This window comes from Streptomyces sp. NPDC097981 (genome assembly GCF_040302565.1).
GTDB lineage: Bacteria > Actinomycetota > Actinomycetes > Streptomycetales > Streptomycetaceae > Streptomyces.
On the sequence record NZ_JBEORW010000002.1, the window covers coordinates 50,791 to 75,242 of the forward strand.

At 70.7% G+C, this 24,452-nt stretch carries 19 protein-coding genes and 4 tRNA genes; 11 read left to right on the plus strand and 12 right to left on the minus strand.

Annotated elements, in window-relative coordinates:
- Positions 1-111: 111 nt before the first annotated feature.
- Both hrpA and ABTY04_RS01880 read left to right on the plus strand, forming a co-directional pair.
- Positions 112-4,044 carry an ATP-dependent RNA helicase HrpA gene (hrpA, locus tag ABTY04_RS01875; protein ID WP_352211342.1) on the plus strand — a complete coding sequence of 1,311 codons (3,933 nt, stop codon included), beginning with the start codon at positions 112-114 and terminating at the stop codon, positions 4,042-4,044.
- Positions 4,045-4,113: 69 nt separating this feature from the next.
- Positions 4,114-4,187 (plus strand) — tRNA-Asp (locus tag ABTY04_RS01880).
- 657 nt (positions 4,188-4,844) lie between these two features.
- On the opposite strand, the gene bldC is transcribed toward ABTY04_RS01880, so the two are convergent.
- Together bldC and ABTY04_RS01890 are read right to left on the minus strand one after the other, a co-directional pair.
- Positions 4,845-5,051 (minus strand): developmental transcriptional regulator BldC, encoded by a 207-nt coding sequence (bldC, locus tag ABTY04_RS01885; RefSeq protein WP_003949541.1) that lies wholly within the window; start codon positions 5,049-5,051, stop codon positions 4,845-4,847.
- A 570-nt stretch (positions 5,052-5,621) separates the two neighbouring features.
- Positions 5,622-6,476: a DUF8083 family protein gene (locus ABTY04_RS01890; RefSeq protein WP_352211343.1), complete on the minus strand. Its 855-nt coding sequence runs from the start codon at positions 6,474-6,476 to the stop codon at positions 5,622-5,624.
- Between the two features lie 193 nt (positions 6,477-6,669).
- On the opposite strand from ABTY04_RS01890, the gene ABTY04_RS01895 reads away from it, so the two are divergent.
- Together ABTY04_RS01895 and ABTY04_RS01900 are read left to right on the plus strand one after the other, a co-directional pair.
- Positions 6,670-7,806, plus strand: coding sequence for a Leu/Phe/Val dehydrogenase (locus tag ABTY04_RS01895; RefSeq protein ID WP_352211344.1), 1,137 nt, complete (start codon positions 6,670-6,672; stop codon positions 7,804-7,806).
- Between the two features lie 282 nt (positions 7,807-8,088).
- Entirely contained in the window at positions 8,089-8,355 is a 267-nt protein-coding gene (locus tag ABTY04_RS01900; protein WP_352211345.1) for a DUF3073 domain-containing protein, read from the plus strand.
- 105 nt (positions 8,356-8,460) lie between these two features.
- Here ABTY04_RS01900 and purM read toward each other — a convergent pair whose 3' ends face one another.
- A complete protein-coding gene (gene purM, locus ABTY04_RS01905; RefSeq protein WP_352211346.1) occupies positions 8,461-9,531 on the minus strand; it encodes a phosphoribosylformylglycinamidine cyclo-ligase in 1,071 nt (356 codons plus the stop codon).
- Positions 9,532-9,630: 99 nt separating this feature from the next.
- Positions 9,631-11,148 (minus strand): amidophosphoribosyltransferase, encoded by a 1,518-nt coding sequence (gene purF, locus ABTY04_RS01910; protein ID WP_352211347.1) that lies wholly within the window; start codon positions 11,146-11,148, stop codon positions 9,631-9,633.
- Between the two features lie 147 nt (positions 11,149-11,295).
- Here purF and ABTY04_RS01915 point away from each other — a divergent pair, with 147 nt between their 5' ends.
- The gene (locus ABTY04_RS01915; protein WP_352211348.1) at positions 11,296-11,391 is read left to right on the plus strand and encodes a putative leader peptide; all 96 of its coding nucleotides are present in this window, start codon (positions 11,296-11,298) and stop codon (positions 11,389-11,391) included.
- 486 nt (positions 11,392-11,877) lie between these two features.
- Here ABTY04_RS01915 and ABTY04_RS01920 read toward each other — a convergent pair whose 3' ends face one another.
- From ABTY04_RS01920 to purS, 5 genes are all read right to left on the minus strand, one after another.
- Positions 11,878-12,585: an META domain-containing protein gene (locus ABTY04_RS01920; protein ID WP_352211349.1), complete on the minus strand. Its 708-nt coding sequence runs from the start codon at positions 12,583-12,585 to the stop codon at positions 11,878-11,880.
- Positions 12,586-12,721: 136 nt separating this feature from the next.
- Positions 12,722-13,510, minus strand: coding sequence for a maleylpyruvate isomerase family mycothiol-dependent enzyme (locus ABTY04_RS01925; RefSeq protein ID WP_352211350.1), 789 nt, complete (start codon positions 13,508-13,510; stop codon positions 12,722-12,724).
- A gap of 219 nt (positions 13,511-13,729) precedes the next feature.
- Positions 13,730-15,979 (minus strand): phosphoribosylformylglycinamidine synthase subunit PurL, encoded by a 2,250-nt coding sequence (purL, locus tag ABTY04_RS01930; RefSeq protein WP_352211351.1) that lies wholly within the window; start codon positions 15,977-15,979, stop codon positions 13,730-13,732.
- A complete protein-coding gene (gene purQ, locus ABTY04_RS01935; protein WP_352211352.1) occupies positions 15,976-16,656 on the minus strand; it encodes a phosphoribosylformylglycinamidine synthase subunit PurQ in 681 nt (226 codons plus the stop codon). The genes purL and purQ overlap by 4 nt, the downstream gene beginning before the upstream one ends.
- A 2-nt stretch (positions 16,657-16,658) precedes the next feature.
- A complete protein-coding gene (purS, locus tag ABTY04_RS01940; protein ID WP_008740952.1) occupies positions 16,659-16,910 on the minus strand; it encodes a phosphoribosylformylglycinamidine synthase subunit PurS in 252 nt (83 codons plus the stop codon).
- Between the two features lie 323 nt (positions 16,911-17,233).
- Between purS and ABTY04_RS01945 the strand changes: the two genes are divergently transcribed.
- The 6 genes from ABTY04_RS01945 (at position 17,234) to ABTY04_RS01970 (ending at position 19,998) form a co-directional block, all read left to right on the plus strand.
- Complete coding sequence (locus ABTY04_RS01945; protein WP_352211353.1) at positions 17,234-17,551, plus strand: histone-like nucleoid-structuring protein Lsr2; 318 nt, start codon at positions 17,234-17,236, stop codon at positions 17,549-17,551.
- A gap of 87 nt (positions 17,552-17,638) precedes the next feature.
- Positions 17,639-17,710 (plus strand) — tRNA-Gly (locus tag ABTY04_RS01950).
- A 78-nt stretch (positions 17,711-17,788) separates the two neighbouring features.
- A tRNA-Gly gene (locus tag ABTY04_RS01955) sits at positions 17,789-17,861 on the plus strand.
- A 192-nt stretch (positions 17,862-18,053) separates the two neighbouring features.
- Positions 18,054-19,292, plus strand: a complete 1,239-nt coding sequence (locus ABTY04_RS01960) for a sensor histidine kinase (RefSeq protein ID WP_352211354.1) — start codon at positions 18,054-18,056, stop codon at positions 19,290-19,292.
- A complete protein-coding gene (locus tag ABTY04_RS01965) occupies positions 19,289-19,900 on the plus strand; it encodes a response regulator (protein ID WP_352211355.1) in 612 nt (203 codons plus the stop codon). Before ABTY04_RS01960 ends, ABTY04_RS01965 begins: the two co-directional genes overlap by 4 nt.
- Before the next feature lie 22 nt (positions 19,901-19,922).
- Positions 19,923-19,998, plus strand: a tRNA-Gly gene (locus ABTY04_RS01970).
- A gap of 43 nt (positions 19,999-20,041) precedes the next feature.
- Here the strand turns inward: ABTY04_RS01970 and ABTY04_RS01975 are convergent.
- From ABTY04_RS01975 to ABTY04_RS01985, 3 genes are all read right to left on the minus strand, one after another.
- On the minus strand, positions 20,042-20,944 hold the full coding sequence (locus tag ABTY04_RS01975; RefSeq protein ID WP_352211356.1) for a phosphoribosylaminoimidazolesuccinocarboxamide synthase: 903 nt from the start codon (positions 20,942-20,944) through the stop codon (positions 20,042-20,044).
- An 86-nt stretch (positions 20,945-21,030) separates the two neighbouring features.
- Positions 21,031-22,509 carry a N,N-dimethylformamidase beta subunit family domain-containing protein gene (locus ABTY04_RS01980; RefSeq protein WP_352211357.1) on the minus strand — a complete coding sequence of 493 codons (1,479 nt, stop codon included), beginning with the start codon at positions 22,507-22,509 and terminating at the stop codon, positions 21,031-21,033.
- Positions 22,510-22,767: 258 nt separating this feature from the next.
- The gene (locus ABTY04_RS01985; RefSeq protein WP_352211358.1) at positions 22,768-24,381 is read right to left on the minus strand and encodes a hypothetical protein; all 1,614 of its coding nucleotides are present in this window, start codon (positions 24,379-24,381) and stop codon (positions 22,768-22,770) included.
- Between the last annotated feature and the right edge of the window lie 71 nt (positions 24,382-24,452).

Sequence of the window (24,452 nt, forward strand, 5' to 3'; positions counted from 1 at the left end):
CTCTCACTCGGACGGCGGGTGGGTTCTGGCGATCTCGTCCCGAAATGGTACGGGGACGGTACACAAATGCGTTCGCCACCCGACGCTCCCGGGTGAGATCCTCGACCAGGTATGTCTACTTCCTTCGCCGCCCTGCAGACGCTTCTCGGTGAGATCTCCCTCCGCGACGCGCACCGCCTCGGCCGCCGCCTCGAAGGCGCCCGCCGCATCCGCAAACCCGAGGCCAAGCAGGCCGTGCTCGACGAGATCGCCGCGGAGGCCGAGAAGGCCGCCGCGCGACTGGCCGGCCGTGCCTCGCGGATGCCGGAGGTCACGTATCCCGAGAACCTGCCCGTCAGCCAGAAGAAGGACGAGATCGCCGAGGCGATACGCGACCACCAGGTCGTGATCGTCGCCGGTGAGACCGGCTCCGGCAAGACCACGCAGATCCCCAAGATCTGCATGGAGCTGGGCCGCGGCGTCCGGGGCATGATCGGGCACACCCAGCCCCGCCGGATCGCCGCCCGCACGGTCGCGGAGCGGATCGCCGAGGAGCTGAAGTCCGAGATCGGGCAGACGGTCGGATGGAAGGTCCGGTTCACCGACCAGGTGAACCAGGACGCGACCTTCGTGAAGCTGATGACCGACGGCATCCTGCTCGCCGAGATCCAGACGGACCGCGAGCTGCGCGCGTACGACACGATCATCATCGACGAGGCCCACGAGCGGTCCCTCAACATCGACTTCCTGCTGGGCTACCTGTCCCAGCTGCTGCCGAAGCGCCCCGACCTCAAGGTCGTGATCACCTCGGCGACGATCGACCCGGAGCGCTTCTCCCGGCACTTCGGCGACGCCCCGATCGTCGAGGTCAGCGGCCGTACGTACCCGGTGGAGGTCCGGTACCGCCCGCTCCTGGAGGGGGCCGATGAGGACGCAGCGGACAGCGACCGGGACCAGATCACCGCGATCTGCGACGCCGTGGACGAGCTCCAGGCCGAGGGGCAGGGCGACATCCTGGTCTTCCTCTCCGGCGAGCGGGAGATCCGCGACACCGCGGACGCCCTGATCAAGAAGAAGCTCCGGTTCACCGAGGTCCTGCCGCTCTACGCCCGCCTCTCGCACGCCGAGCAGCACCGGGTCTTCCAGCAGCACACCGGCCGCCGGATCGTCCTGGCCACCAACGTCGCCGAGACCTCCCTGACCGTGCCCGGCATCAAGTACGTGATCGATCCGGGCACCGCCCGGATCTCCCGCTACAGCCACCGCACCAAGGTGCAGCGCCTGCCCATCGAGCGGATCTCCCAGGCCAGCGCCAACCAGCGCAAGGGCCGCTGCGGCCGCACCAGCGACGGCATCTGCATCCGGCTCTACTCCGAGGACGACTTCAACGCCCGTCCCGAGTTCACGGACGCCGAGATCCTGCGCACGAACCTGGCCTCCGTCATCCTCCAGATGACCGCGGCCGGCCTCGGCGAGATCGAGAAGTTCCCCTTCATCGACCCGCCGGACCACCGCAACATCCGCGACGGCGTCCAGCTGCTCCAGGAGCTCGGGGCACTGGACCCGACGGAGAAGGACCCATCGAGGCGGCTCACCCAGATGGGCCGCCAGCTCTCCCAGCTCCCCGTGGACCCCCGCCTGGCCCGCATGGTCGTCGAGGCCGACAAGAACAACTGCGTCCGCGAGGTCATGGTCATCGCGGCGGCCCTGTCCATCCAGGACCCGCGCGAGCGGCCCTCGGACAAGCAGACCCAGGCCGACCAGAACCACGCCCGCTTCAAGGACGAGACGAGCGATTTCCTCTCGTTCCTGAACATGTGGCGCTACATCCGCGAGCAGCAGAAGGAGCGCGGCTCGTCCTCGTTCCGCCGGATGTGCAAGCAGGAGTACCTGAACTTCCTGCGGATCCGGGAGTGGCAGGACATCTACTCGCAGCTGCGTACGGTCGCCAAGGGCATGGGCATCCACGTCAACGAGACCGACGCGCCCGAGCAGCACGTCCACATCTCGCTGCTGGCCGGCCTGCTCTCGCACATCGGCCTGAAGGACACCGACAAGAACGAGTACCTGGGGGCCAGGTCCGCCAAGTTCGCGGTCTTCCCCGGCTCGGCGCTCTTCAAGAAGCAGCCGAAGTTCCTGATGTCGGCGGAGCTGGTGGAGACCTCGCGGCTGTGGGCCCGGGTCAACGCCAAGGTGGAGCCCGAGTGGGTCGAGCCGCTGGCCCAGCACCTGATCAAGCGCACGTACAGCGAGCCGCACTGGGAGAAGGACCAGGCGGCCGTCATGGCGTACGAGAAGGTGACGCTGTACGGCGTGCCGATCGTCGCCCAGCGGAAGATCAACTACGGCCGGATCGACGCCGAGGTCTCGCGCGAGCTGTTCATCCGCAACGCCCTGGTCGAGGGTGACTGGCGGACCCACCACAAGTTCTACGCCGACAACCGCAAGCTCCTCACCGAGGTCGAGGAGCTGGAGAACCGGGCGCGGCGCCGCGACATCGTGGTCGACGACGAGACCCTCTTCGACTTCTACGACCAGCGGATCCCCGAGCACGTGGTCTCCGGCGCGCACTTCGACTCCTGGTGGAAGCACAAGCGGCGCGAGGAGCCCGAACTCCTCGACTTCGAGCGCGAGATGCTGCTCACCGAGAAGGCGGCCGGGGTCACCAAGGCCGACTACCCGGACTCCTGGCGGCAGGGGCAGCTCACGTTCCGGGTGACCTACCAGTTCGAGCCCGGTGCGGACGCGGACGGCGTGACGGTCCACATCCCGCTCCAGGTGCTGAACCAGGTCACCGACGAGGGCTTCGACTGGCAGATCCCGGGCCTGCGGGAAGAGGTCGTCACCGAGCTGATCCGCTCCCTGCCGAAGCCGATCCGCCGGCACTACGTGCCCGCGCCGAACTTCGCGACCCGCTTCCTGGACACGGCCGTGCCCCTGCAGGAGCCGCTGCCGGTCACCCTGGCGCGCGAGCTCCAGCGGATGGTCGGGGTCCCGGTCTCCGCCGAGGACTTCGACCTCACCCGGATCCCGGACCACCTGAAGATCACCTTCCGGATCGTCGACGAGCGCCGCAGGAACCTCGCCGAGGACAAGGACCTGGAGGCCCTGCGGCTGAAGCTGAAGCCGAAGGCCCGCCAGGCCCTTTCCAAGGCCGCCGCGGCCACCGCCGAGCGGGCGGGCGGGGAGTCGGTGGAGCGCACCGGTCTGACCGACTGGACGATCGGCACGCTGACCAAGGTCTTCGAGACCCGGCGGGCGGGCCAGCCGGTGAAGGCGTACCCGGCGCTGGTCGACGAGGGCGCGAGTGTGTCCGTACGGCTCTTCGACACGGAGGCCGAGCAGCAGCAGGCGATGTGGCTGGGCACCCGGCGCCTCATCCTGCTGAACATCCCGGTGAACCCGGCGAAGTTCGCCTCCGACCACCTGACCAACCAGCAGAAGCTGGCCCTGTCCCGCAATCCGCACGGCTCCATCCAGGCGCTGTTCGACGACTGCGCGACCGCGGCGACCGACAGGCTGATCGCCGACCACGGCGGTCCGGCCTGGGACGAGACGGGCTTCCGCAAGCTCTACGAGGCCGTGCGCGCGGACCTGGTGGACACGACCGTGCGGACGGTGGGCCAGGTCCAGCAGGTGCTGGCCGCCTGGCAGGCCTGTGAGCGCCGTCTGAAGGCCGTGAACAGCCTGGCCCTGGTGGCGAACGTGCAGGACGTGAAGACGCAGCTGGCGGCCCTCGTGCCCGCCGGCTTCGTGACCCTGACGGGCCTGCGCCGGCTGCCGGACCTGATGCGCTACCTGGTGGCGGCGGACCGGCGGCTCCAGCAGATGCCGACGGGCGCCCAGCGCGACACCACGCGCATGGAGAAGGTCCACGAGATGCAGGACGAGTACGCGTGGCTGCTGGAGCAGCTGCCGAAGGGCCGGCCCGTGGCTTCCACGGTCACCGACATCCGCTGGATGATCGAGGAGCTCAGGGTCAGCTACTTCGCGCACGCCCTCGGGACGGCCTACCCGGTCTCCGACAAGCGGATCGTGAAGGCGGTGGACGCGGCCGCTCCGTGATCGGGTTCGACTGCACCCCCTGAGCTGCGGTACAGTCTGATTCGCAGCCGCCCAGCGGCAGCAAATCAAGGACCTGTGGAGCAGTTGGTTAGCTCGCCACCCTGTCAAGGTGGAGGTCGCGGGTTCAAGTCCCGTCAGGTTCGCAGCAACATCAGGGCCCGCATCCCCAGGGATGCGGGCCCTGATGCGTTGCGCTCTGCTGCGCTCCACTGCGCCCCGTTGCGCTCGGCTGCGCCGCATTGCGCGGGCCCGGACGCCGTTCTCCCACCCTCCGTCCCTACGGGCGCCCCTGAGGGCCTGCCAGAGGCCCCAGGAGGCCCCAGGAGACCCACCCGGGACATCTGCGGTGCATCTGCCGGTGCATCCGACGCGCGATGACCACCGCCTGCCGGGGTCGCCGTCACCCGGCTGCCCTCCCGGAACGGGTCCGTTCGGGAAAATCCCCCGTCCGCATGAGGCGCTCTGCGACGCACGTCCCCTTACGGGTGCATTGCGGGTTGGACAAGAGTCACAGCCTGTGACGGGAGTCACCACATGAGTTTTTGGGACTCACACATTTATCGCACCCATACGCGTGCTCGATTTAATATGTGCAATGGCACCCTCCTGCCGACGTCCCGCATCGGCCCGATTCCACCCCCGTCTCCGGGCATAAAAAGATCGCGCTGGACCCGGCGGAGTCCAGCGCGATCGAACGGCAAGCACCTGTTGGGGCAGGTCCGGCCGTTTGAAGCCATGTGGGTTTCATCGGATTGGGGGACCCGATTCAAGCCCGGTAAAGCGGGGGTGCTTGCGCGACCTCAGGCCTCGCTGCGCTGCTGCGGAATTCCCGCGAGCAGTGCGCGAACCTCGGCCTCGCGGTAACGGCGGTGTCCACCCAGGGTGCGGATGGACGTGAGCTTGCCGGCCTTGGCCCAGCGGGTCACCGTCTTCGGGTCCACGCGGAACATCGTGGCAACCTCAGCCGGGGTCAGCAGCGGCTCGGCATCAGGGGTGCGAGCGGTCATGAGCGGCCTCCTCGGGAGAACCGAACCATCTCGGTTCTTTCCTCTAAATTCTGCACCTTGGCCCGCGTTGCCCGAAATGGACATACGCGGGCCGAGTCGGTTATAGGACGAACGGCTTGTCCTCGGCACTACAACTACACCATCCGTCCAGCCTCGACGGCCAAACCGATGGAATTGCCCTCCGAGGTGTTCATCAGCGGCGGAAGCCGATGGACCGCCCCATAACGGACAGTCACCCCACTGTGACGATCAGTCACAGAGCGATCAGGAGTCGTCAGGACCCCCCGTAGAGTGCAATGCCGAGCATTCCGCCCTCAGTTGGGCGGAAGGAACCCTCCCCGGACTCCTTGTCCTATTTTGGCACGAGGGTAGGGGAAGGGCGCAAGGGTGTGGTTAGTGCGGTCCGTCACGCTTGGGCCAATGGCCCGTATCGGGACGTAGGTCCTGGCATCAAGGCCCGAATGGCCAGGTCATGCCTCTGATCAGCGGTTTATGGCCGATCGACCGATACGCACGGTACGCGGGGCTTTCGCCTGCGCGCCCCACCACCCGCCGGCCGGCTCCCGGCGATCAGTTCGCGAACAGTCTCTCCCGGACTTCCCGCCAGCGCTCAGCCAGCTCCTCGTACGCCTCCGCCGCCCCGGCCTCGTCCCCGGCCCGCAGCGCCGCGATCCCCACCGCCATGTCCCGGGCCGAGTGGTCGGCGCGGAGCCGGTCCGCCGACAGCGCGTGCACCAGCCCCCCGTAATCCAGTTCGACCATCGAGCGCGGGTGGAACTCCTCCAGCCAGCTGCCGACCTCCACCAGCCCCTCCGCGAGCCCCCCGTACCCCTCGGCCTCCCGAAGGGTCCGCAGTCCCCGTGCGAGGCGCCGCCGGGCCTGCACCATCGGCGTCCGGTAGCGCATCCGCTCGCCCGAAAGGTACTCCCGCTCGTCATCGGCCACCAGCACGAACCAGCGCAGCGGCACCTGCCACACCGCGGTGCGGATCCACGGGCGCGCATCCGGATTCCGCTCCCGCCAGCGCTCGTACTCCTCGGCCGCCCGCCGCCTCGCCGCCGGTGGGAGCGCCGCGTCCAGCACCGGGAGCGGGAACTGCCCGGCCAGCTCCTGGAGCGCCAGCCAGCCGCGCAGTCTGGTCCGCCACGGACAGACCAGCAGCACCCCGTCCACCTCCGCCGTGAAGGCGTCCGCGCTCTCGTGCGCCGGCACCCCGACCACCGGGACCCGGACCAGATCGGAGAGGGAGCGACGCAGTTCGTCCTGGGCGGTCGGCACCACCCCGCGCCGGGCGTACGCGGCCCAGTGCGTGCGCTCCGGCTCCGCGAAGACCGCCAGCGGCTCGTAGACGCGCAGGTAGGAGGCGTACGGGACGGTCGGCGCCGAGCGCGCGGAGGGCAGCCGGGGGTCGGAGGATTCGCTCACGCTCTCGTACTCCCCCGCACCGCCCGGTGATACTCCGCCGGGCGTCCGCCGACCCTCCAGGGCCGGGGGCAGTACTGCGGGAGTGTTCCGATCTCTGGACAGGTCGACTGCACACGCCCTGCAGGTCTTACGCTGCTCCCAGCGCGCCCTCCCCCCACCCGCAGGGCGGGCGTCATTCCGCCGCATCTCTTCCATGGGAGTCACCACCGTGACCGAAATGACCGACGGCGTCCTGCACACCCTGTTCCGCACGGAACAGGGCGGCCACGAGCAAGTCGTGCTGTGCCAGGACCGAGCCACTGGCCTGAAGGCCGTCATCGCCATCCACTCCACCGCCCTGGGTCCCGCCCTCGGCGGCACGCGCTTCCACGCGTACGCCTCCGACGAGGAGGCCGTCCAGGACGCGCTGAACCTCTCGCGGGGCATGTCGTACAAGAACGCCATGGCCGGGCTCGGCCTCGGCGGCGGCAAGGCCGTGATCATCGGCGACCCGGACGTCATCAAGACCGAGGAACTGCTGCTGGCCTACGGCCGGTTCGTCGAGTCCCTCGGCGGCCGCTACGTCACGGCCTGCGACGTCGGCACCTACGTCGCGGACATGGACGTCGTCGCCCGCGAGACCCGCTGGGCCACCGGCCGCTCCCCCGAGAACGGCGGCGCCGGCGACTCCTCCGTCCTGACCGCCTTCGGCGTCTTCCAGGGCATGCGCGCCAGCGCCCAGCACCTGTGGGGCGACCCGACCCTGCGCGGCCGCAAGGTCGCCGTGGCCGGTGTCGGCAAGGTCGGCCACTACCTGGTCGAGCACCTCCTGGAGGACGGCGCAGAGGTCGTCATCACGGACGTGCGCGAGGAGTCGGTGCGCCGCATCCTCGACAAGCACCCGCAGGTCACCGCCGTGGCCGACACGGACGCCCTGATCCGCACCGAGGGCCTGGACATCTACGCCCCCTGTGCCCTCGGCGGCGCCCTGAACGACGAGACCGTGCCCGCCCTCACCGCCTCGATCGTCTGCGGTGCGGCGAACAACCAGCTCGCCCACCCGGGCATCGAGAAGGACCTCGCGGACCGCGGCATCCTCTACGCCCCGGACTACGTGGTCAACGCGGGCGGCGTCATCCAGGTCGCCGACGAGCTGCACGGCTTCGACTTCGACCGCTGCAAGGCCAAGGCGACGAAGATCTTCGACACCACGCTGGAAATCTTCACTCGCGCAAAGTCGGACGGTATTCCGCCGGCCGCCGCGGCCGACCGGATCGCCGAGCAGCGGATGGCGGACGCCCGCGCCGCGAAGGCCGCGCAGGCGGCGACCCCGGCCGCAGACCCGTCGTAACGGCCCCTGACGTGCGCCCGCCGGGGTTGCGGCGAGACGGAACTCACTGCACTTCGGCGGGTCGCCCGCCAGGAAAGGGTTAAAATCGCAGCTGACCAGCGAGGACGGGGCGCCTCATTGGTCCTGCTCCGGGGCACGTCATGCGGGCGGCGTACCGTATGGCCGCGGAAGCAGGTACCGTTAAACCCCTACGGACGGTCTCTCCACGGAGAGCCCGCTCCGAACCATGAACGCGTGTCAGACTCTGGGGCCGTCGAGCCCCGTCACCGAGGGGGTCGAGCCATGGGGCGCGGCCGGGCCAAGGCCAAGCAGACAAAGGTCGCCCGCCAGCTGAAGTACAACAGCGGCGGGACTGACCTCTCGCGTCTGGCCAATGAGCTGGGCGCATCGCCGACGGAACCGCTGCTGCCTGTCAGCGAGCCGGTCGAAGTCGATGACGATCAGGACGACGACGACCCGTACGCCAGGTACGCGGATCTGTACAACAGCGATGATGACGACGACGAGGACGAAGAGTCCGGCCCGTCGGCACAGCGTCGCGGCGCTTGACGCTTTCGCGTCTGCACCACGCGGGTGGCAGCCAGTGGCTGACCCCGGCTGAGCAAACACAAACCCGGTCCAGGGCATCGCCCCGGACCGGGTTTCGGTGTTGTCTCAGCTCGCGTACGCGCCGGTCAGGGTCGCGCCCTCGGTGTGTGCGCCGCGGTCCAGGATCTCTCCCGCGACCCAGGCGTCCACGCCCCGGTCGGCCAGCGCGGTCAGGGCCACGTCCACCGACTCCTGCGGGACCACGGCCATCATGCCGACGCCCATGTTGAGCGTCTTCTCCAGCTCCAGCTGCTCGACCTGCCCGGCCTTGCCGACGAGGTCGAAGACGGCACCCGGGGTCCAGGTCGAACGGTCGACCGTGGCGTGCAGGTGGTCCGGGATGACCCGGGCCAGGTTCGCCGCGAGTCCGCCGCCCGTGATGTGCGAGTACGCGTGGACCTCGGCCGTACGGGTGAGAGCCATGCAGTCCAGCGAGTAGATCTTGGTCGGCTCCAGGAGCTCCTCGCCGAGGGTCCGGCCGAGCTCCTCCACGTGCTGGTCGAGCGACATCCCGGCGCGGTCGAAGAGGACGTGCCGGACCAGCGAGTACCCGTTCGAGTGAAGGCCGGACGACGCCATCGCGATGACGGCGTCACCCGTACGGATGCGATCCGCGCCGAGCAGGCGGTCGTACTCGACGACACCGGTGCCGGCGCCCGCCACGTCGAAGTCGTCCGGACCCAGCAGACCCGGGTGCTCGGCGGTCTCACCGCCCACCAGGGCGCAGCCGGCGAGGACACAGCCCTCGGCGATGCCCTTGACGATCGCCGCGACACGCTCCGGGTGGACCTTGCCCACGCAGATGTAGTCGGTCATGAAGAGCGGCTCGGCACCGCAGACGACGATGTCGTCCATGACCATCGCGACGAGGTCGTGGCCGATGGTGTCGTACACGCCCAGCTGGCGGGCGATGTCCACCTTCGTGCCGACCCCGTCGGTGGCCGAGGCCAGCAGCGGACGCTCGTAGCGCTTGAGGGCGGAGGCGTCGAAGAGGCCGGCGAATCCGCCGAGGCCGCCGAGGACCTCGGGGCGCTGCGTCTTCTTCACCCACTCCTTCATCAGCTCGACGGCGCGGTCTCCCGCTTCGATGTCGACGCCCGCGGCTGCGTAGCTGGCACCGGTGGTCTTCTCTGTCATGACAGGGAGAGCTTTCGTGTCGTTACTGCGTGTGGTGCCGGGCCCTGGGAAAAGCTTGAAAGGCAGGGCCCGGCGCAGGTGGAGCCGGTCTCGCGGGACCTACGGGCGACGGAGCGCGTCTGCGGCGTCGGCGCCGCCCGCGAGCTCGGTCTCCAGCAGCTGCTTGCCCAGGAGCTGCGGGTCGGGCAGCTCCATGGGGTACTCGCCGTCGAAGCAGGCGCGGCAGAGGTTGGGCTTCTGGATGGTCGTCGCCTCGATCATCGCGTCGAGCGAGATGTACGAGAGCGAGTCCGCGCCCAGCGACGTGGCGATCTCGTCGACCGTCATGCCGTTGGCGATGAGCTCGGCCCGGGTCGCGAAGTCGATGCCGAAGAAGCACGGCCACTTCACCGGCGGCGAGGAGATCCGGATGTGGACCTCGGCGGCGCCGGCCTCGCGGAGCATCTTGACGAGGGCTCGCTGGGTGTTGCCGCGGACGATCGAGTCGTCCACGACCACCAGGCGCTTGCCCCGGATGACTTCCTTGAGCGGGTTGAGCTTCAGGCGGATGCCCAGCTGGCGGATCGTCTGCGAGGGCTGGATGAAGGTCCGGCCGACGTAGGCGTTCTTGACCAGGCCGGAGCCGTACGGGATCCCGCTGGCCTCGGCGTATCCGACGGCGGCGGGCGTGCCGGATTCCGGCGTCGCTATCACCAGGTCGGCGTCGACCGGGGCTTCCTTGGCCAGGCGCCGGCCCATCTCGACACGCGAGAGGTAGACGTTGCGGCCTGCGATGTCGGTGTCCGGGCGCGCCAGGTAGACGTACTCGAAGACACAGCCCTTGGGCTTTGCTTCCGCGAAACGAGAGGTGCGCAGACCGTTCTCGTCGATCGCGATGAGCTCGCCCGGCTCGACCTCGCGGACGAAGCTGGCGCCGCAGATGTCGAGGGCGGCGGTCTCGCTCGCGACCACCCAGCCGCGCTCCAGGCGGCCGAGGACCAGCGGGCGGATGCCCTGCGGGTCACGGGCGGTGTAGAGGGTTCCCTCGTCCATGAACACGAGCGAGAACGCACCCTTGACCTGCGGGAGGACCTTGGCGGCCGACTCCTCGATGGTCAGGGGCTTGCCCTCGTCGTCCGTCTGGCCGGCCAGCAGGGCCGTGACCAGGTCGGTGTCGTTGGTGGCCGCCACCTGGGTGGCGCGGCCGTCCTGACGGGGGAGGTCGGCGACCATCTCGGCAAGCTCGGCGGTGTTCACCAGGTTGCCGTTGTGACCCAGGGCGATGGAGCCGTGGGCGGTCGCGCGGAAGGTGGGCTGAGCGTTCTCCCAGACGGAGGCTCCGGTGGTCGAGTAGCGGGCGTGACCGACCGCGATATGACCCTGGAGCGAGCCGAGAGAGGTTTCGTCGAAGACTTGGGAAACTAGTCCCATGTCCTTGAAGACGAGGATCTGGGAACCGTTGCTCACAGCGATTCCCGCGGACTCTTGTCCACGGTGCTGCAGCGCATACAGTCCGAAGTAGGTGAGCTTGGCGACCTCTTCACCCGGAGCCCAGACACCGAAGACGCCGCAAGCGTCCTGGGGGCCCTTTTCGCCGGGGAGCAGGTCGTGGTTGAGTCGTCCATCACCACGAGGCACGCTTCCGAGTGTAGGCGAGATCGACCACTGGTCCGAATTGGGGACGGCCGGGAAATGTCACAGCACAGAGGGTGACCGAATGCCTCCGTCTCGGTATCCGGATCGTTTGTTGACAGCTACAAGAGGATTCGTACGGGCTCTCGCCCCATGCAGCCTCTCGGTGACCGTGCCGTCACCCTCGTCGAGCGCCGCCACGTAGACCTGGTCCGTGTCGCGAGCGCCATCTGTCGCTGTTCCGCGTAGCCGCAACTCTTCTCCCCCCTTTCACATTTCCGCTTCGCCCTGCCCTGCCCTGCCGTGCCGCGCGCCGTCCCGCGCCCCGCCCGGGGCGGGTGGGTGAACCGTGCCTTGGAGTACCTGTGTCTTCGCACAACAGCAAGCTGTCCCGGCGTGCCTTCGGGGGCGCCGTCGGAGCGGCCGCGGCCGCCGCCTCGGTGGGTCTGCCGGCGGCCCCGGCACAGGCCGCCGACGCCCGGGAGCCCGCGTCCGCGCCGGCCGGCGGGGAGCGGGAGTTCCGGGCCGGTTCAACCTGGCGGGGGACCTGCGCGAGCAGGCCGACAAGGCGGCCGTGGAGCCGGCCCGGCTGGCGGAGCTCCGCGCGGCCTGGGAGAAGACGGACGCGGGGCTGCTTCCGTACCCGGGCTGAACCCCCTTGCCGTGATCACCACATGGCCGAACTCGGCGAGTACGCACGCCGGTTGCCGGTCGGCGAGCGGATACCGTCCGGTCTCATTCGGCGGCCGAGGCGGCCTTCGCGGTCAGGCCCTTGCCGTCGGGCGCGGTGAGGGTGAGGGTCCGGCCCTCGATGCTCCAGGTGAGCGGGGAGGCGGCGAAGAGCTCGGTCAGTGTCCGCTCGACCTCGCCCACCGGGCCCTCGCAGGCCATCCGGGTCGTGGTCAGCGGCCCGAAGGTGAGCTGGGCGCCGTCGCCGGTGGCCTTGGCGCTGAAGTGGTTGCAGCCGAGGCTGCCGCTCGCGGCGAGGTCGGCGGTCAGCAGGAACCGTGCCTTGCCCGCGGCCTCGGCGGGCAGCGGGGACACGCTGTCGCCGCTGATCAGGGACTCGACGGTCCACTCGGTGGCCGTGAGGGGGGCGTCCGGGACCGGGGGCTTCGTGCTCATCGCAATCGTGCTCCCGTCGGCGGTCTTGAGCGTGAGCCGGTCGGGCCCCCGGTCGATGGTCAGCCGGCCCTTGAAGAGCTTGGCGAACTCCTGCTCGAACTCGATGTCCGCGCAGGACGTGACGGTCGTGGGGCCGGGGGTGACGGTCACCGCGGAGGTGCCGGCGAAGGCGACCGCCGCCTTGAAGCGGTTGCAGCCGTAGTTGCCCGTGGCCTCCTTCTCCGCGAGGTCCAGGCGGGCGTTGTCGGGCGCGTGCAGGGTGCGGCCGCCGGTGGTCAGGGACTCGACGGCCCACGAACCCTTGGGGTTCGGAAGCACACGGGTCCCTCCCTCCCCGCCCTGGCTGCAGGCGCTGAGGACGAGCGCGAGTGCCGATGCGACGGCCAGGCTGGTCGGGACGTGCCGATGGGTACCCATGGCCATGGGACGGGCGGGTCCGGCGGGCGGTTCCACCTCAGCTCATCACGGGCAGCAGCGCCGCCAGGTCGGCCCGCTCGCCACTGGCCCTGACCTGCGCGTCCTCGACGGCCGCGGCCCAGTCCGTACGCCCGGTGGCCAGCCGGATCCAGGTCAGCGGGTCCGTCTCCACCACGTTCGGCGGGGTGCCGCGGGTGTGGCGGGGCCCCTCGATGCACTGGACCACCGCGAAGGGCGGGATCCGCACCTCCACCGAGCCGCCCGGGGCCTTGAGCGCGAGGGCGTCGGCGAGCAGCCGGGTGCACGCGGCCAGGGCCTGCCGCTCGATCGGGATGTCCACGCCGGCGGCCCGGTTCAGGTCGTCGGTGTGCACCACCAGCTCCACGGTCCGGGTGACGAGGAAGTCGGCCAGGGTCATGTCCCCGATCCACAGGTCCAGCACGCGGCTGCCGGGGTTCGCGGCCAGCTGCTCGGCCAGGCGGGCACCGGCGCGCTCGTACAGCTCGGGCAGCGGGGCGCCCCCGAGGGTCTCCTTGGCCGCCTCGGCGATCTTCCCGGCGAGGGAGGCCGTCGCGAAGGGCCATTCGATGGCCGCCAGCTCCGGCACCGCCGCCGGGGGCCGGGCGAGCCCGGCGGCCAGCGAATCGGCGATCCACGCGATGTGTCCGGCCAGATCGGCCACGGTCCAGTCGCCGAGGCCGCTGGGGCGGCCGAGCTGCTCGGGGGTCAGCTCCCGGACGGCTGCCGCGATGTGGCCGAACTGCGCGGTGACGGCCGAGCGGATCTTCGCGGCGTCGTACGTACGGGTGCGGGTCCTGGATGCCATGCGGCGAGTCTGCCGGATCAGTCGCCGCCGCCGCAGCCTCCCCCGCAGCTGCTGTGCGGATGCGCCCGACCGGGTCAGACGTCCTGCACGGGCACGGAACTGCTGCAACCGGCAGGCCGGGAAGCCCGCTCCGGATCCGGCACCGGCCGCCGCGGGCCCCGGAAAGGCCCGGGCCCCCGCCCGGAAGATCCGGACGGGGGCTCGGAAGCGGAAGCGGGATCAGGCCAGCAGCGCAGGGATCGTCGCCTCGTGAGCGGTACGCAGCTCCGCGAGCGGAATCGTGAACTCGCCCTGGACCTCGATCTCCTCGCCGTCCACCACGCCGATGCGGGTGGCGGGCAGGCCCCGCGCACCGCACATGTCGGTGAAGCGGAGCTCCTCGCTGCGCGGGACGGCCACGACGGCCCGGCCCGCGGACTCGGAGAACAGGAAGGTGAAGGCGTCCAGGCCCTCCGGGACCACGATCCGCGCGCCGTTGCCGCCGCGCAGGCAGGACTCGGTGAGCGCCTGGATCACGCCGCCGTCGGACAGGTCGTGCGCCGCGTCGACCATGCCGTCGCGGGACGCCGAGATCAGGATCTCGGCGAGCAGCTTCTCGCGGCCCAGGTCCACCTTGGGCGGCATGCCGCCGAGGTGGTCGTGCACGACCTGGGACCAGGCCGAGCCGCCGAACTCCTCGGCGGTGTCGCCGAGCAGGTACAGCAGCTGGCCGGCCTCCGCGAACGCCATCGGCGTGCGGCGGTTGACGTCGTCGATGACACCGAGGACCGCCACGACCGGGGTCGGGTGGATCGCGGTCTCACCGGTCTGGTTGTACAGCGAGACGTTGCCGCCGGTCACCGGGGTGCCCAGCGCCAGGCAGCCGTCCGCGAGACCGCGGGTGGCCTCGGCGAACTGCCACATGACGCCCGGGTCCTCGGGGGAGCCGAAGTTCAGGCAGTCGGAGATCGCGAGCGGCTTGGCGCCGGTCGCGGCAACGTTGCGGTACGCCTCCGCCAGCGCGAGCTGCGCGCCCGTGTACGGGTCGAGCTTCGCGTAGCGGCCGTTGCCGTCGGTGGCCATGGCGACGCCGAGGTTGGACTCCTCGTCGATGCGGACCATGCCGGCGTCCTCGGGCTGCGACAGGACGGTGTTGCCCTGCACGAAGCGGTCGTACTGGTCGGTGACCCAGGACTTCGAGGCCTGGTTCGGGGACGAGACCAGCGCCAGGACCTGCGCGCGGAGCTCCTCGGAGGTCTGCGGCCGCGGCAGCTTGCCCGCGTCGTCGGCCTGGAGGGCGTCCTGCCACTCGGGGCGCGCGTACGGGCGGTGGTACACCGGGCCCTCGTGGGCGACGGTGCCCGGCGGCACGTCCACGATCTGCTCGCCGTGCCAGAAGATCTCCAGGCGCTCGCCGTCGGTCACCTCACCGATGACGGTGGCGATGACGTCCCACTTCTCGCAGATCTCCATGAAGCGCCCGACGTGCTGCGGCTCGACGATCGCGCACATGCGCTCCTGCGACTCGCTCATGAGGATCTCCTCGGGCGAGAGCGTCGCATCGCGCAGCGGCACGGTGTCGAGCTCGACCCGCATGCCGCCGGAACCGGCGGAGGCGAGCTCGCTGGTGGCGCAGGAGAGCCCGGCACCGCCGAGGTCCTGGATGCCCGCGACGAGCTTCTCCTTGAAGATCTCCAGGGTGCACTCGATGAGGAGCTTCTCCTGGAAGGGGTCGCCGACCTGGACGGCGGGGCGCTTGGTGGGCTTGGAGTCGTCGAACGTCTCCGAGGCCAGCACGGACACGCCGCCGATGCCGTCGCCGCCCGTGCGGGCGCCGTAGAGGATGACCTTGTTGCCGGGGCCGGAGGCCTTGGCGAGGTGGATGTCCTCGTGCTTCATGACGCCGATGCAGCCGGCGTTGACGAGCGGGTTGCCCTGGTAGCAGGCGTCGAAGACGACCTCGCCGCCGATGTTCGGCAGGCCCAGGCAGTTGCCGTAGCCGCCGATGCCCGCGACGACGCCCGGCAGGACGCGCTTGGTGTCGGGGTGGTCGGCCGCGCCGAAGCGCAGCGGGTCGACGACCGCGACCGGGCGGGCACCCATGGCGAGGATGTCGCGGACGATGCCGCCGACGCCGGTGGCCGCGCCCTGGTAGGGCTCGATGTACGAGGGGTGGTTGTGCGACTCGACCTTGAAGGTGACCGCGTAGCCCTGGCCCACGTCGACGACGCCGGCGTTCTCGCCGATGCCGACGAGCATGGCGTCGTTCTCCGGGACCTTCTCGCCGAACTGCTTCAGGTGGACCTTGCTGCTCTTGTACGAGCAGTGCTCGGACCACATGACCGAGTACATGGCGAGCTCGGCGCCGGTCGGGCGGCGGCCGAGGATCTCCCGGATGCGGGCGTACTCGTCCTCCTTGAGGCCGAGCTCCTTCCAGGGCTGCGCCGAGTCCGGGGTTTCGGTGGCGTTCTTGACGGTGTCGAGGCTCATGCGGAGACCAGCTTCTTCAGGACCGAGGTGAAGAACGGGAGGCCGTCGGTGCGGCCCGTCCCGATCAGCGGCTCGACCGCGTGCTCCGGGTGCGGCATGAGGCCGACGACGTTGCCCGCGGCGTTGGTGATGCCGGCGATGTCGCGGAGCGACCCGTTCGGGTTCATGTCGACGTAGCGGAAGGCCACGCGGCCTTCGGCCTCCAGCTCGTCGAGCACACGCTCGTCGGCGACGTACCGGCCGTCCATGTTCTTGAGCGGTACGGAGATCTCCTGGCCGGCGGTGTAGTCGCCGGTCCACGCGGTCTCCGCGTTCTCCACCCGCAGCTTCTGGTCGCGGCAGATGAAGTGCAGGTGGTTGTTCCGGAGCATCGCCCCCGGCAGCAGGTGGGCCTCGGTGAGGATCTGGAAGCCGTTGCAGATGCCCAGGACGGGCATGCCCGCCTTGGCCTGCTCGATGATGGTCTCCATCACCGGCGAGAACCGGGAGATGGCCCCGGCGCGCAGGTAGTCCCCGTAGGAGAAGCCGCCCGCGAGGACGACCGCGTCGACCTGGTGCAGGTCCTTGTCGCGGTGCCACAGCGAGACCGGCTCGGCCCCCGCGAGGCGGACGGCGCGCAGCGAGTCACGGTCGTCGAGCGTTCCGGGGAACGTGACGACTCCGATGCGAGTGGTCACCGTCAGGCCTCGACCTTCACGGTGAAGTCTTCGATGACGGTATTGGCGAGGAACGTTTCGGCCATCTTGTGGATGCGGTCGAGGGCGGCCTGGTCGACCGGTCCCTCCACTTCCAGCTCGAAGCGCTTCCCCTGGCGGACGTCGGCGATGCCCTCGAAGCCCAGGCGCGGCAGTGCACGCTGCACCGCCTGGCCCTGGGGGTCGAGGATCTCCGGCTTGAGCATGACGTCGACTACGACGCGTGCCACTGGCACTCCCGATGAGGTGGTTGGTGCGAAGGCGGTTCCCTCAGCGTACCCGGCCAAAATTTCTACGCGGGTAGATATCCGGGGACCGTGATCGTCGGCCCGTTTCGGCTTCACCAACGCTTCGCAAAATCCACCGGAAAACCACGTACCCGGGATTGCGGCGGGACACGCGGAGACAATTAACTGGGCTTCGCAATTCAATGGGAATCGCGGTACAAAGGATTCCACCGGGATTCCGGCGGAATCATGCATTGATCCGAAACATCCACACAGGCGACATCACCGCACGTCCTACGGGTGGGCGGCGTCGCGCGAAGGGACCGATATCCGTGGCGCAGCGCGTAGTAGTCACGATCTCCGACGACATCGACGGCGGAGAAGCAGCGGAAACGGTCACGTTCGGCCTGGACGGTAAGTCGTACGAGATCGACCTGAATCTGACCAACGCAAAGAAACTGCGGACGAGCCTCGCGCCCTTCGTGGCCGCCGGCCGCCGGCAGGCCCGTTCCGGGAAGACCTACAAGCACACCTCGCTGGCCCCGGACCCGGCGGTCGTCCGCGCCTGGGCCCGGTCCAACAGCCTCGACGTGCCCCCGCGCGGCCGCATCCCCAAGCGGGTCTACGCGGCGTACAACGAGGCCCACTGAGGCCGATTTGGCATCCACCCCCTCCGATCGGCTAGTGTGTGGATCACGCCGAGGGGCCAGACCGCAGGTCAAAGCCCCGAAGGTCGTGCGGGTGTAGTTCAGTAGCAGAACATCCCCCTTCCAGGGGGAAGGCGCAGTGTGCGATCCCTGTCACCCGCTCTGCAGAGCTTTACCGACCACTCCGGTGGATCAGGTAGAGTGATGCACGCATCGCTCGGCAATAGCCATTGCGAGTATGCGGACGTAGCTCAGTTGGTAGAGCACCACCTTGCCAAGGTGGATGTCGCGCGTTCGAGTCGCGTCGTCCGCTCAGAGGACAAAGGCCCTGATCATTGATCAGGGCCTTTGTCGTATGCAGCCGCACGGACTCACATACATCGGCTTGCGCTGACAAATGTCATCGGTGGCGATGACGGTGCGCACTGGTGCCGCCCGCGGGCCGCCGCGAGGCTGGATTCGGGCCCGGCGGTGACCGCCGGAGGGTGATCGGGGGACTGGAACCGTGTCGAAGCTGACCGGGTGGTGGAGGAACCGCAGCAGCGCGGCGAAGGTCGAGCTGTACACACGCTGCTCGTTCCACTTCTTCATACTGATCGAGGTCATGTCGTTCGGGCTGCCCCTGGTCGGCTCGGCGGCGATGAGGACGTCCTCGCGTCCCGTGTCCGTCGCGTTCTTCCTGGCCCTGGCCGCGCACTCCGTGCTCGTCGCATTCCTCTCCTCCAGGGCGCTGGACTGGCTGGTGGGGGGCCGGGGGCGTCCGGTGCGGCTCGCGGTGGCCACGGCGGTCCTGACGGCCGTCGCGTGCCTCGCCGCCCTCGTCCTGCGCAAGACCGGGCACATCGACGCGTCGGTGACCCCGTCCCTGGTGATCGGCATGAGCTGCTTCGCCACGGGATCGGTGGTGCTGTGCCTGAGGAGGGTCCGGCGCATGTGGTGCGTCGCCCCGTCCGCGGCGGCCGGCACGGCCGCCGCGATGGTCGCCCTCGGCCTGCCCCTGGGCGAGGTCGTCGGCTACGCGTTCGGCGTCCTGCTGAGCGGCCTGTTCATGAGCCTGGCCTACGGGTTCTCCGGGTGGCTGCTGAACACCGTCTACGAGCTGGACCGCGCCCGTGAGCTCCAGGCGCAGCTGGCCGTCGCCGAGGAGCGGCTGCGCTTCGGGCGGGACCTGCACGACGTGATGGGCCGCAACCTGGCGGTGATCGCGCTCAAGAGCGAGCTGGCGGTCCAGCTGGCCCGCCGCGAACGCCCGGAGGCGGTGGACCAGATGATCGAGGTCCAGCGGATCGCCCGGGAGTCGCAGCGCGAGGTGCGGGACGTCGTACGCGGCTACCGCGAGGCGGATCTCACGGTGGAACTGGAGGGCGCCCGCGGGGTCCTCAGCGCGGCCGGGATGGACTGCCGCGTCGAGGTCGAGACCGGCCGCGAACTGCGCCCCGAGGTGCAGTCGGCGCTGGGCTGGGTCGTCCGCGAGGCGACCACGAACGTCCTGCGGCACGGCGACGCCCGCAGTTGTGTGATCCGGCTGACGGCGCCCGACGACGGCGCGCTGACGCTGGTGGTGGAGAACGACGGGGCCCCCGACGTGCCGGCCGGACCGCCGGGCTCCGGGCTGGCGGGGCTGCGGGAGCGGCTCTCGGTGCTGGACGGCACCTTGGAGGCCGGCCCGGTCGGCGGCGGCCGGTTCCGGCTGCGGGCGCGGATCCCGGGCGGACAACTGCGAGGACTGGAGGTGCGGGCGTGAGCCCCGTACGCGTACTGCTGGCCGACGACGAGCACCTGATCCGCGGTGCACTCGCCGCGCTGCTGGCCCTGGAAGACGATCTGCTGGTCGTCGCGGAGGCGGCCTCGGGGCCGGAGGCCCTCGCGATGGCGCGCGCCCACCGGCCGGACGTGGCGGTGCTGGACCTCCAGATGCCGGGGGCGGACGGTGTGAGCGTGGCCACATCGCTGCGGGCCGAACTCCCCGACTGCAAAGTCATGATCGTGACGAGCCACGGGCGTCCCGGGCACCTGAAGCGGGCCCTCGCGGCGGGGGTGCGGGCGTTCGCCCCGAAGACGGTTTCGGCGCAGCGGCTGGCAGAGCTGATCCGGACCGTGCACGCCGGAGGCCGTTACGTGGACCCGGAGTTGGCGGCCGACGCGATCAGTGCGGGGGACTCCCCGCTGACCGCGCGCGAGGCCGAAGTGCTCGAACTCGCGGGGGACGGGGCGCCGGTCGCGGAGATCGCGGAGCGGGCCCGGCTGTCGCAGGGGACGGTCCGGAACTACCTGTCCTCGGCGGCGACGAAGCTGGGTGCGGAGAACCGACACACGGCAGTGCGTCTCGCACGGGAGCGAGGTTGGGTATAGTAGGTCTCGCGTTACGGCGCATGCGGACATAGCTCAGTTGGTAGAGCACCACCTTGCCAAGGTGGATGTCGCGCGTTCGAGTCGCGTTGTCCGCTCCATCGAAGAAGCCCCCGGTCCTCGGACCGGGGGCTTCTTCGTGTCTCAGGCCCAGGTGAGGCCGGTGAGCCGCTCGTACGCCTCGATGTACTTGCCGCTGGTCTGCAGGGCGACCTCCTGCGGGAGGGCCGGCGGCGGGAGTTCGCTCTTCCTGTCCCAGCCTGAGGCCGGGGAGGTCAGCCAGTCGCGGACGTACTGCTTGTCGAACGAGGGCTGCGCGCGGCCCGGCTCCCACTGGTCCGCCGGCCAGAAGCGGGAGGAGTCCGGGGTCAGCACCTCGTCGCCGGCGACGAGAGTGCCGTCCGCGTCGAAGCCGAACTCGAACTTGGTGTCGGCCAGGATGATCCCGCGCTCGCGGGCGATGTCCCGGGCCCGGCCGTACACGGCCAGGGTGGTCTGCCGCAGCAGCGCCGCCGTCTCCGCGCCCGTGGTGCGCGCGACCTCCTCGTACGAGACGTTCTCGTCGTGCTCGCCGACCTCGGCCTTGGCGGCCGGGGTGAAGATCGGGGCGGGCAGCTCGGAGCCGTCCACGAGCCCCTCGGGGAGGGCGAGTCCGCAGACCGTACGGGTCTGCTCGTACTCGGCGAGGCCGGAGCCGGTGAGGTAGCCGCGGGCCACGCACTCGACCGGGACCATCGTGAGGTTCTTGCAGATCAGGGTGCGGCCGGCCCAGTCGGCGGGGGCGCCTTCGGGCAGGTCGGTGCCGATCACGTGGTTCGGGACGAGGTCCCTCAGCTGGTCGAACCACCAGAGGGAGAGCTGGGTCAGGACGCGGCCCTTGTCCGGGATCTCGGTGGGGAGCACCCAGTCGTACGCGGAAATGCGGTCGCTGGCGACCATGACGAGGTTGCCGTCGCCGTCGCGGTAGAGCTCGCGCACCTTGCCGGTGTGGAGGTGGACGAGGCCGGGCACCTGAACCGGCTCGGGCTTTTCGACGAATCCGGACACGGGGTCTCCCTGTGGTTCTGTACGAGCGCAGCCCCATTCTCCCGTACCGGGGCCGGTGCACGGCCCAGGGGGTGCCCGGCCGGGTCTCAGTCCCGCTTGCAGATCCGGTCGAGGAGGTTGGCGGTCGCCCGCTGGACCCGTTCGTCGACGTGGCCCGGGCGGTCCAGCGCCGGGGACCAGGCGAAGGTGCCCGACGCGAAGACCAGGGCGCCGCTCGGGGCCCGGTACAGGGAGGTCTCCTGGTGGCGCTTCGCGCCCTCGCTGTCGAGGTACGGGGAGTGCGCGAGCAGGATCCGGTCCTGGTGCTCGGGGAGCTGGGTGCGCGGGAAGTACCGGTCGGCCTCGCCGGCGACCAGGCCGGGGAGCTCGTCGTTCTCCGCGGCGCCGGTCGAGTCCCAGAGCCAGTGCGTGGCGTTGCGCACGATCAGGGGCGCGGGCTCGGGGACCCGCCCCGCGTACTGGATGCCGAGCAGCTGCTGTTCGGGGCGGTCGACCTCGCGCCAGAGGCTGGGGCGGCCGGCGCCGCGGCGTTTTCGGCAGGTGAGGAGCCGGTCGTCGACCCCGGAGGGGGAGGGGCCCAGCTCGACCTGCCAGTACATGGTGTTGGCGGAGAGGAAGACGAGCGAGGTGCCGTGGTCGCGGGCGCGCTCGGCGGTGCGGCGCATGGGGGCCGACCAGTACTCGTCGTGGCCCGGGAAGACCAGGCCGCGGTAGCGGGTGGGGTCGACGTGGCCGGCGTGCAGATCGCGGGTGTCGGCGTAGGCGAGGTCGTAGCCGTAGCGCTCGGCCCAGCGGATGAAGTCGTAGGCATGGCCGACGTGCAGGGGCAGGCCGGCGCCCGCGTAGGGGCGGTCGAAGGAGACGGTGACGGCCGCGTCCTGCGCGCCGAGCAGCCGGCCCTCATCGTCCCAGGCGTGGTAGAGGCTCGCGCCGGTCCGCCCGTCCTCCGGGTAGAGGTTGTAGGCCTGCCAGGTGATGTCGGGCAGCAGCAGGAGCAGGTCGGCGGGGTGGTCGTCGCGGACTGTGAACGGGATGTGGGACCGGTACCCGTCCGCGGTGGTGAGCACGGCGACGTACGCGCCGACACTCCAGTAGGAGGGGACCTGGAGCCGCCAGGACAGCCACCAGTGGTGGCAGGAGACGGTGCGGTCGGCGGTGAGGGGGGCCGGCTGGACGATGCCCGAGAGCCGGGGACTGGTGGTGATCTTGGAGGCGCCGTCGCCGCCGTAGTGGCCGATGCGGTAGACGTCGACGGAGAACTGCTGGGGCGGGTCCACGGTGATGTGGAAGTCGATGGCCTCGCCGGGTGCGACGCCCCCGGTGGACGCGAACCCCTTGATCTGCCGGTGCACGTCGTCGGCGGTGCGCGGGCCGCCGTTGCTGCGGGCCCGCGGATTCTGGCCGGGGGCCAGGGCCGGGTCCACGTACCAGGGCACGACCTGCCCGGTGTCGTCGAAGTACAGCTCGCTGCCCCGGAACCACGGCAGCGGCCCCTGGCCGAAGGGATCGTTCACCGCGTGCGCGAGCGCACCCGACTCCCAACGCCGGATCTGGTCCGCACCCATACCGCTCCCCCTCCCTCGCTCCCCCGAACGGCCCCTGCACCGCGTCCGCGCGGCGCGGTCGCGGCACATCGGACCGCGACCGGTCCCAGCACATCACATAACGCACTCATTCCGTCACCGTTCGCCATATCCGGAGTGCGCAGTGCGGATCGGCCCGGGTCCCGGGTCCTGACCCGGGTACGGCCAAAAGGGGCGTCTCACGGTCACGGCTGCGGCCGCCCGGCCGTCGGGTGCGCGGGCGCGGGCGCCGGCGCACGGTCACACCAGGCGGACCGGCTTCTCCGGGCGTACGCCGAGCTCCGCGAGCCAGTCCCGCAGGGGCTCCGGATCCCCGTCCTCCACCAGGCTCAGCACCCGGGGCGCGAGGTCCGCGCGCCTCTCGCCGCCGACCAGGAGGACCGGGCCGTCCAGCCAGTCCAGCCCGGGCGCGGCATCGGCCGAGTCCACGGCCGCGGCGCACACCATCGCCGTCACGTGGTCGGCGAGCAGGTCCCGCGCGCTGCGGGGCGGCTGGAGCGGGAACAGCGGCACGGTGTCCGCCCCGCGCGCCACTCCGGCGCCGCCGCCGGCCCCGGCGGCACTCGCGGAACGTTCCTCCCTGGCCACGTCACCGCTGAGCCGGCCGGCCAGCGTCTCTCCGGCCGCGCCCTCGCCGGCCGCGTCCGCGAGATATCCCAGCACCCGGTCGAGCGTCGGCCCCGGGCCGGCCGGCACGGCAAGGGCGTCCAGCGCCGCGTGCAGACGGGTCGATTCCGCACGCCACTTGCGGTCCACGACCTCCTCCGGATACGCCGCCCAGTCCACAGGCGACCAGTCCGGACCGGCCTCGGCCGGGCCGCCGTGGAAGAGCCGCGCGGCCAGCAGCGAAGCCGCCTCGTCGATCGCCCCCGGCCGCTCCAGCAGATCGCACGCGGGCCGTTCGCCCAGCCGCGAGGTGAAGCCCTCGGCCAGCCGGTCCCGCCGGGACAGCTCGGTCAGCGCGGACACGACCCCGGCGTCGAGGTGCGCCGGCCAGCGGCCCATCCGCCACGCGGGGAGCGCGACCCGGGTCAGCAGCCGGTCCCAGCCCGCGTAGGCGAGGCCGACCTGCTCCTGGGCGACGATGCGGAGCCCGTAGTCCACACCCTGTGCACGGTCGGAGGCGGCGGCGGCCACCCCGCGCTCCATCTCGGCTGCGTCCGCCTGGCACAGCCTCAGCAGCAGCCGGGCCGGCCGGCCGATCCAGCCGAGGCCGGGCCGGCTGCCCACGTCCACGGCGGCGTCGAGCCCGCGGACGAAGCTCCGGGCGTCGGCTATGTCCGGATGGGCGGAAGGACCCGTACCGGCGACGACCGGTGCCAGGACCGCCCGCAGCTCGGCGACCCGCATCCACCACAGGAACGGCGAGCCGATCACCAGCACGGGAGCCGCACCCGGCTCGGATGCGCGGCCACCGGATATGCCGCTGCGGCGGTGCGCCGCATGCGTGCGGTCCTCCAGCCAGCTGTCGCAGTCCGGCGTCAGGGCTATCGCGGAGGGCGCGGGCACGTCCATCCGATCGGCCAGGTCCCGCACCAGCCGGTAGAGGTCGGGCGCGGCGGACTCCGCCAGCGGCACCGTCGGCGTCACGGCCGGACCCGCCCGCAGCACCACCGCGGCGAACACCCCGCCGACGAGCAGCACCAGCACGGCGAGCACGCACACGACGAGCGTCACCAGCGGCCAGGGGCCCCCGGCGAGCCGGCCCGTCATCCGGGCGCTGAGCAGCACCACCGCGAGGGCGGCGGGCAGCACCCCGAGGGCCAGAGCCCGGCTGCGCACGCGCAGGACGGCCAGGGCCCGGGAGCGCGCGGACGGCGCGCCCACTTCCACGATCGAACCGGTTCCGGACACGGCCGGACCTCACCCCCTCTGCCCTGCGGCGGTTTTGCTCACTCCCCCACTGTGACACCCGCCACTGACAT

Excerpts from the sequence above, each read along its gene's own strand:
- bldC (WP_003949541.1), bottom strand. The coding sequence starts at position 5,051 with ATGACCGCTCGCACCCCTGATGCCGAGCCGCTGCTGACCCCGGCTGAG.
- ABTY04_RS01980 (WP_352211357.1), bottom strand. The coding sequence starts at position 22,509 with ATGGGTGCGGACCAGATCCGGCGTTGGGAGTCGGGTGCGCTCGCGCAC.
- ABTY04_RS01925 (WP_352211350.1), bottom strand. The coding sequence starts at position 13,510 with ATGGCATCCAGGACCCGCACCCGTACGTACGACGCCGCGAAGATCCGC.
- purM (WP_352211346.1), bottom strand. The coding sequence starts at position 9,531 with ATGACAGAGAAGACCACCGGTGCCAGCTACGCAGCCGCGGGCGTCGAC.
- hrpA (WP_352211342.1), top strand. The coding sequence starts at position 112 with ATGTCTACTTCCTTCGCCGCCCTGCAGACGCTTCTCGGTGAGATCTCC.
- ABTY04_RS01915 (WP_352211348.1), top strand. The coding sequence starts at position 11,296 with ATGCAGCCTCTCGGTGACCGTGCCGTCACCCTCGTCGAGCGCCGCCAC.
- ABTY04_RS01900 (WP_352211345.1), top strand. The coding sequence starts at position 8,089 with ATGGGGCGCGGCCGGGCCAAGGCCAAGCAGACAAAGGTCGCCCGCCAG.
- ABTY04_RS01895 (WP_352211344.1), top strand. The coding sequence starts at position 6,670 with ATGGGAGTCACCACCGTGACCGAAATGACCGACGGCGTCCTGCACACC.
- purL (WP_352211351.1), bottom strand. The coding sequence starts at position 15,979 with ATGAGCCTCGACACCGTCAAGAACGCCACCGAAACCCCGGACTCGGCG.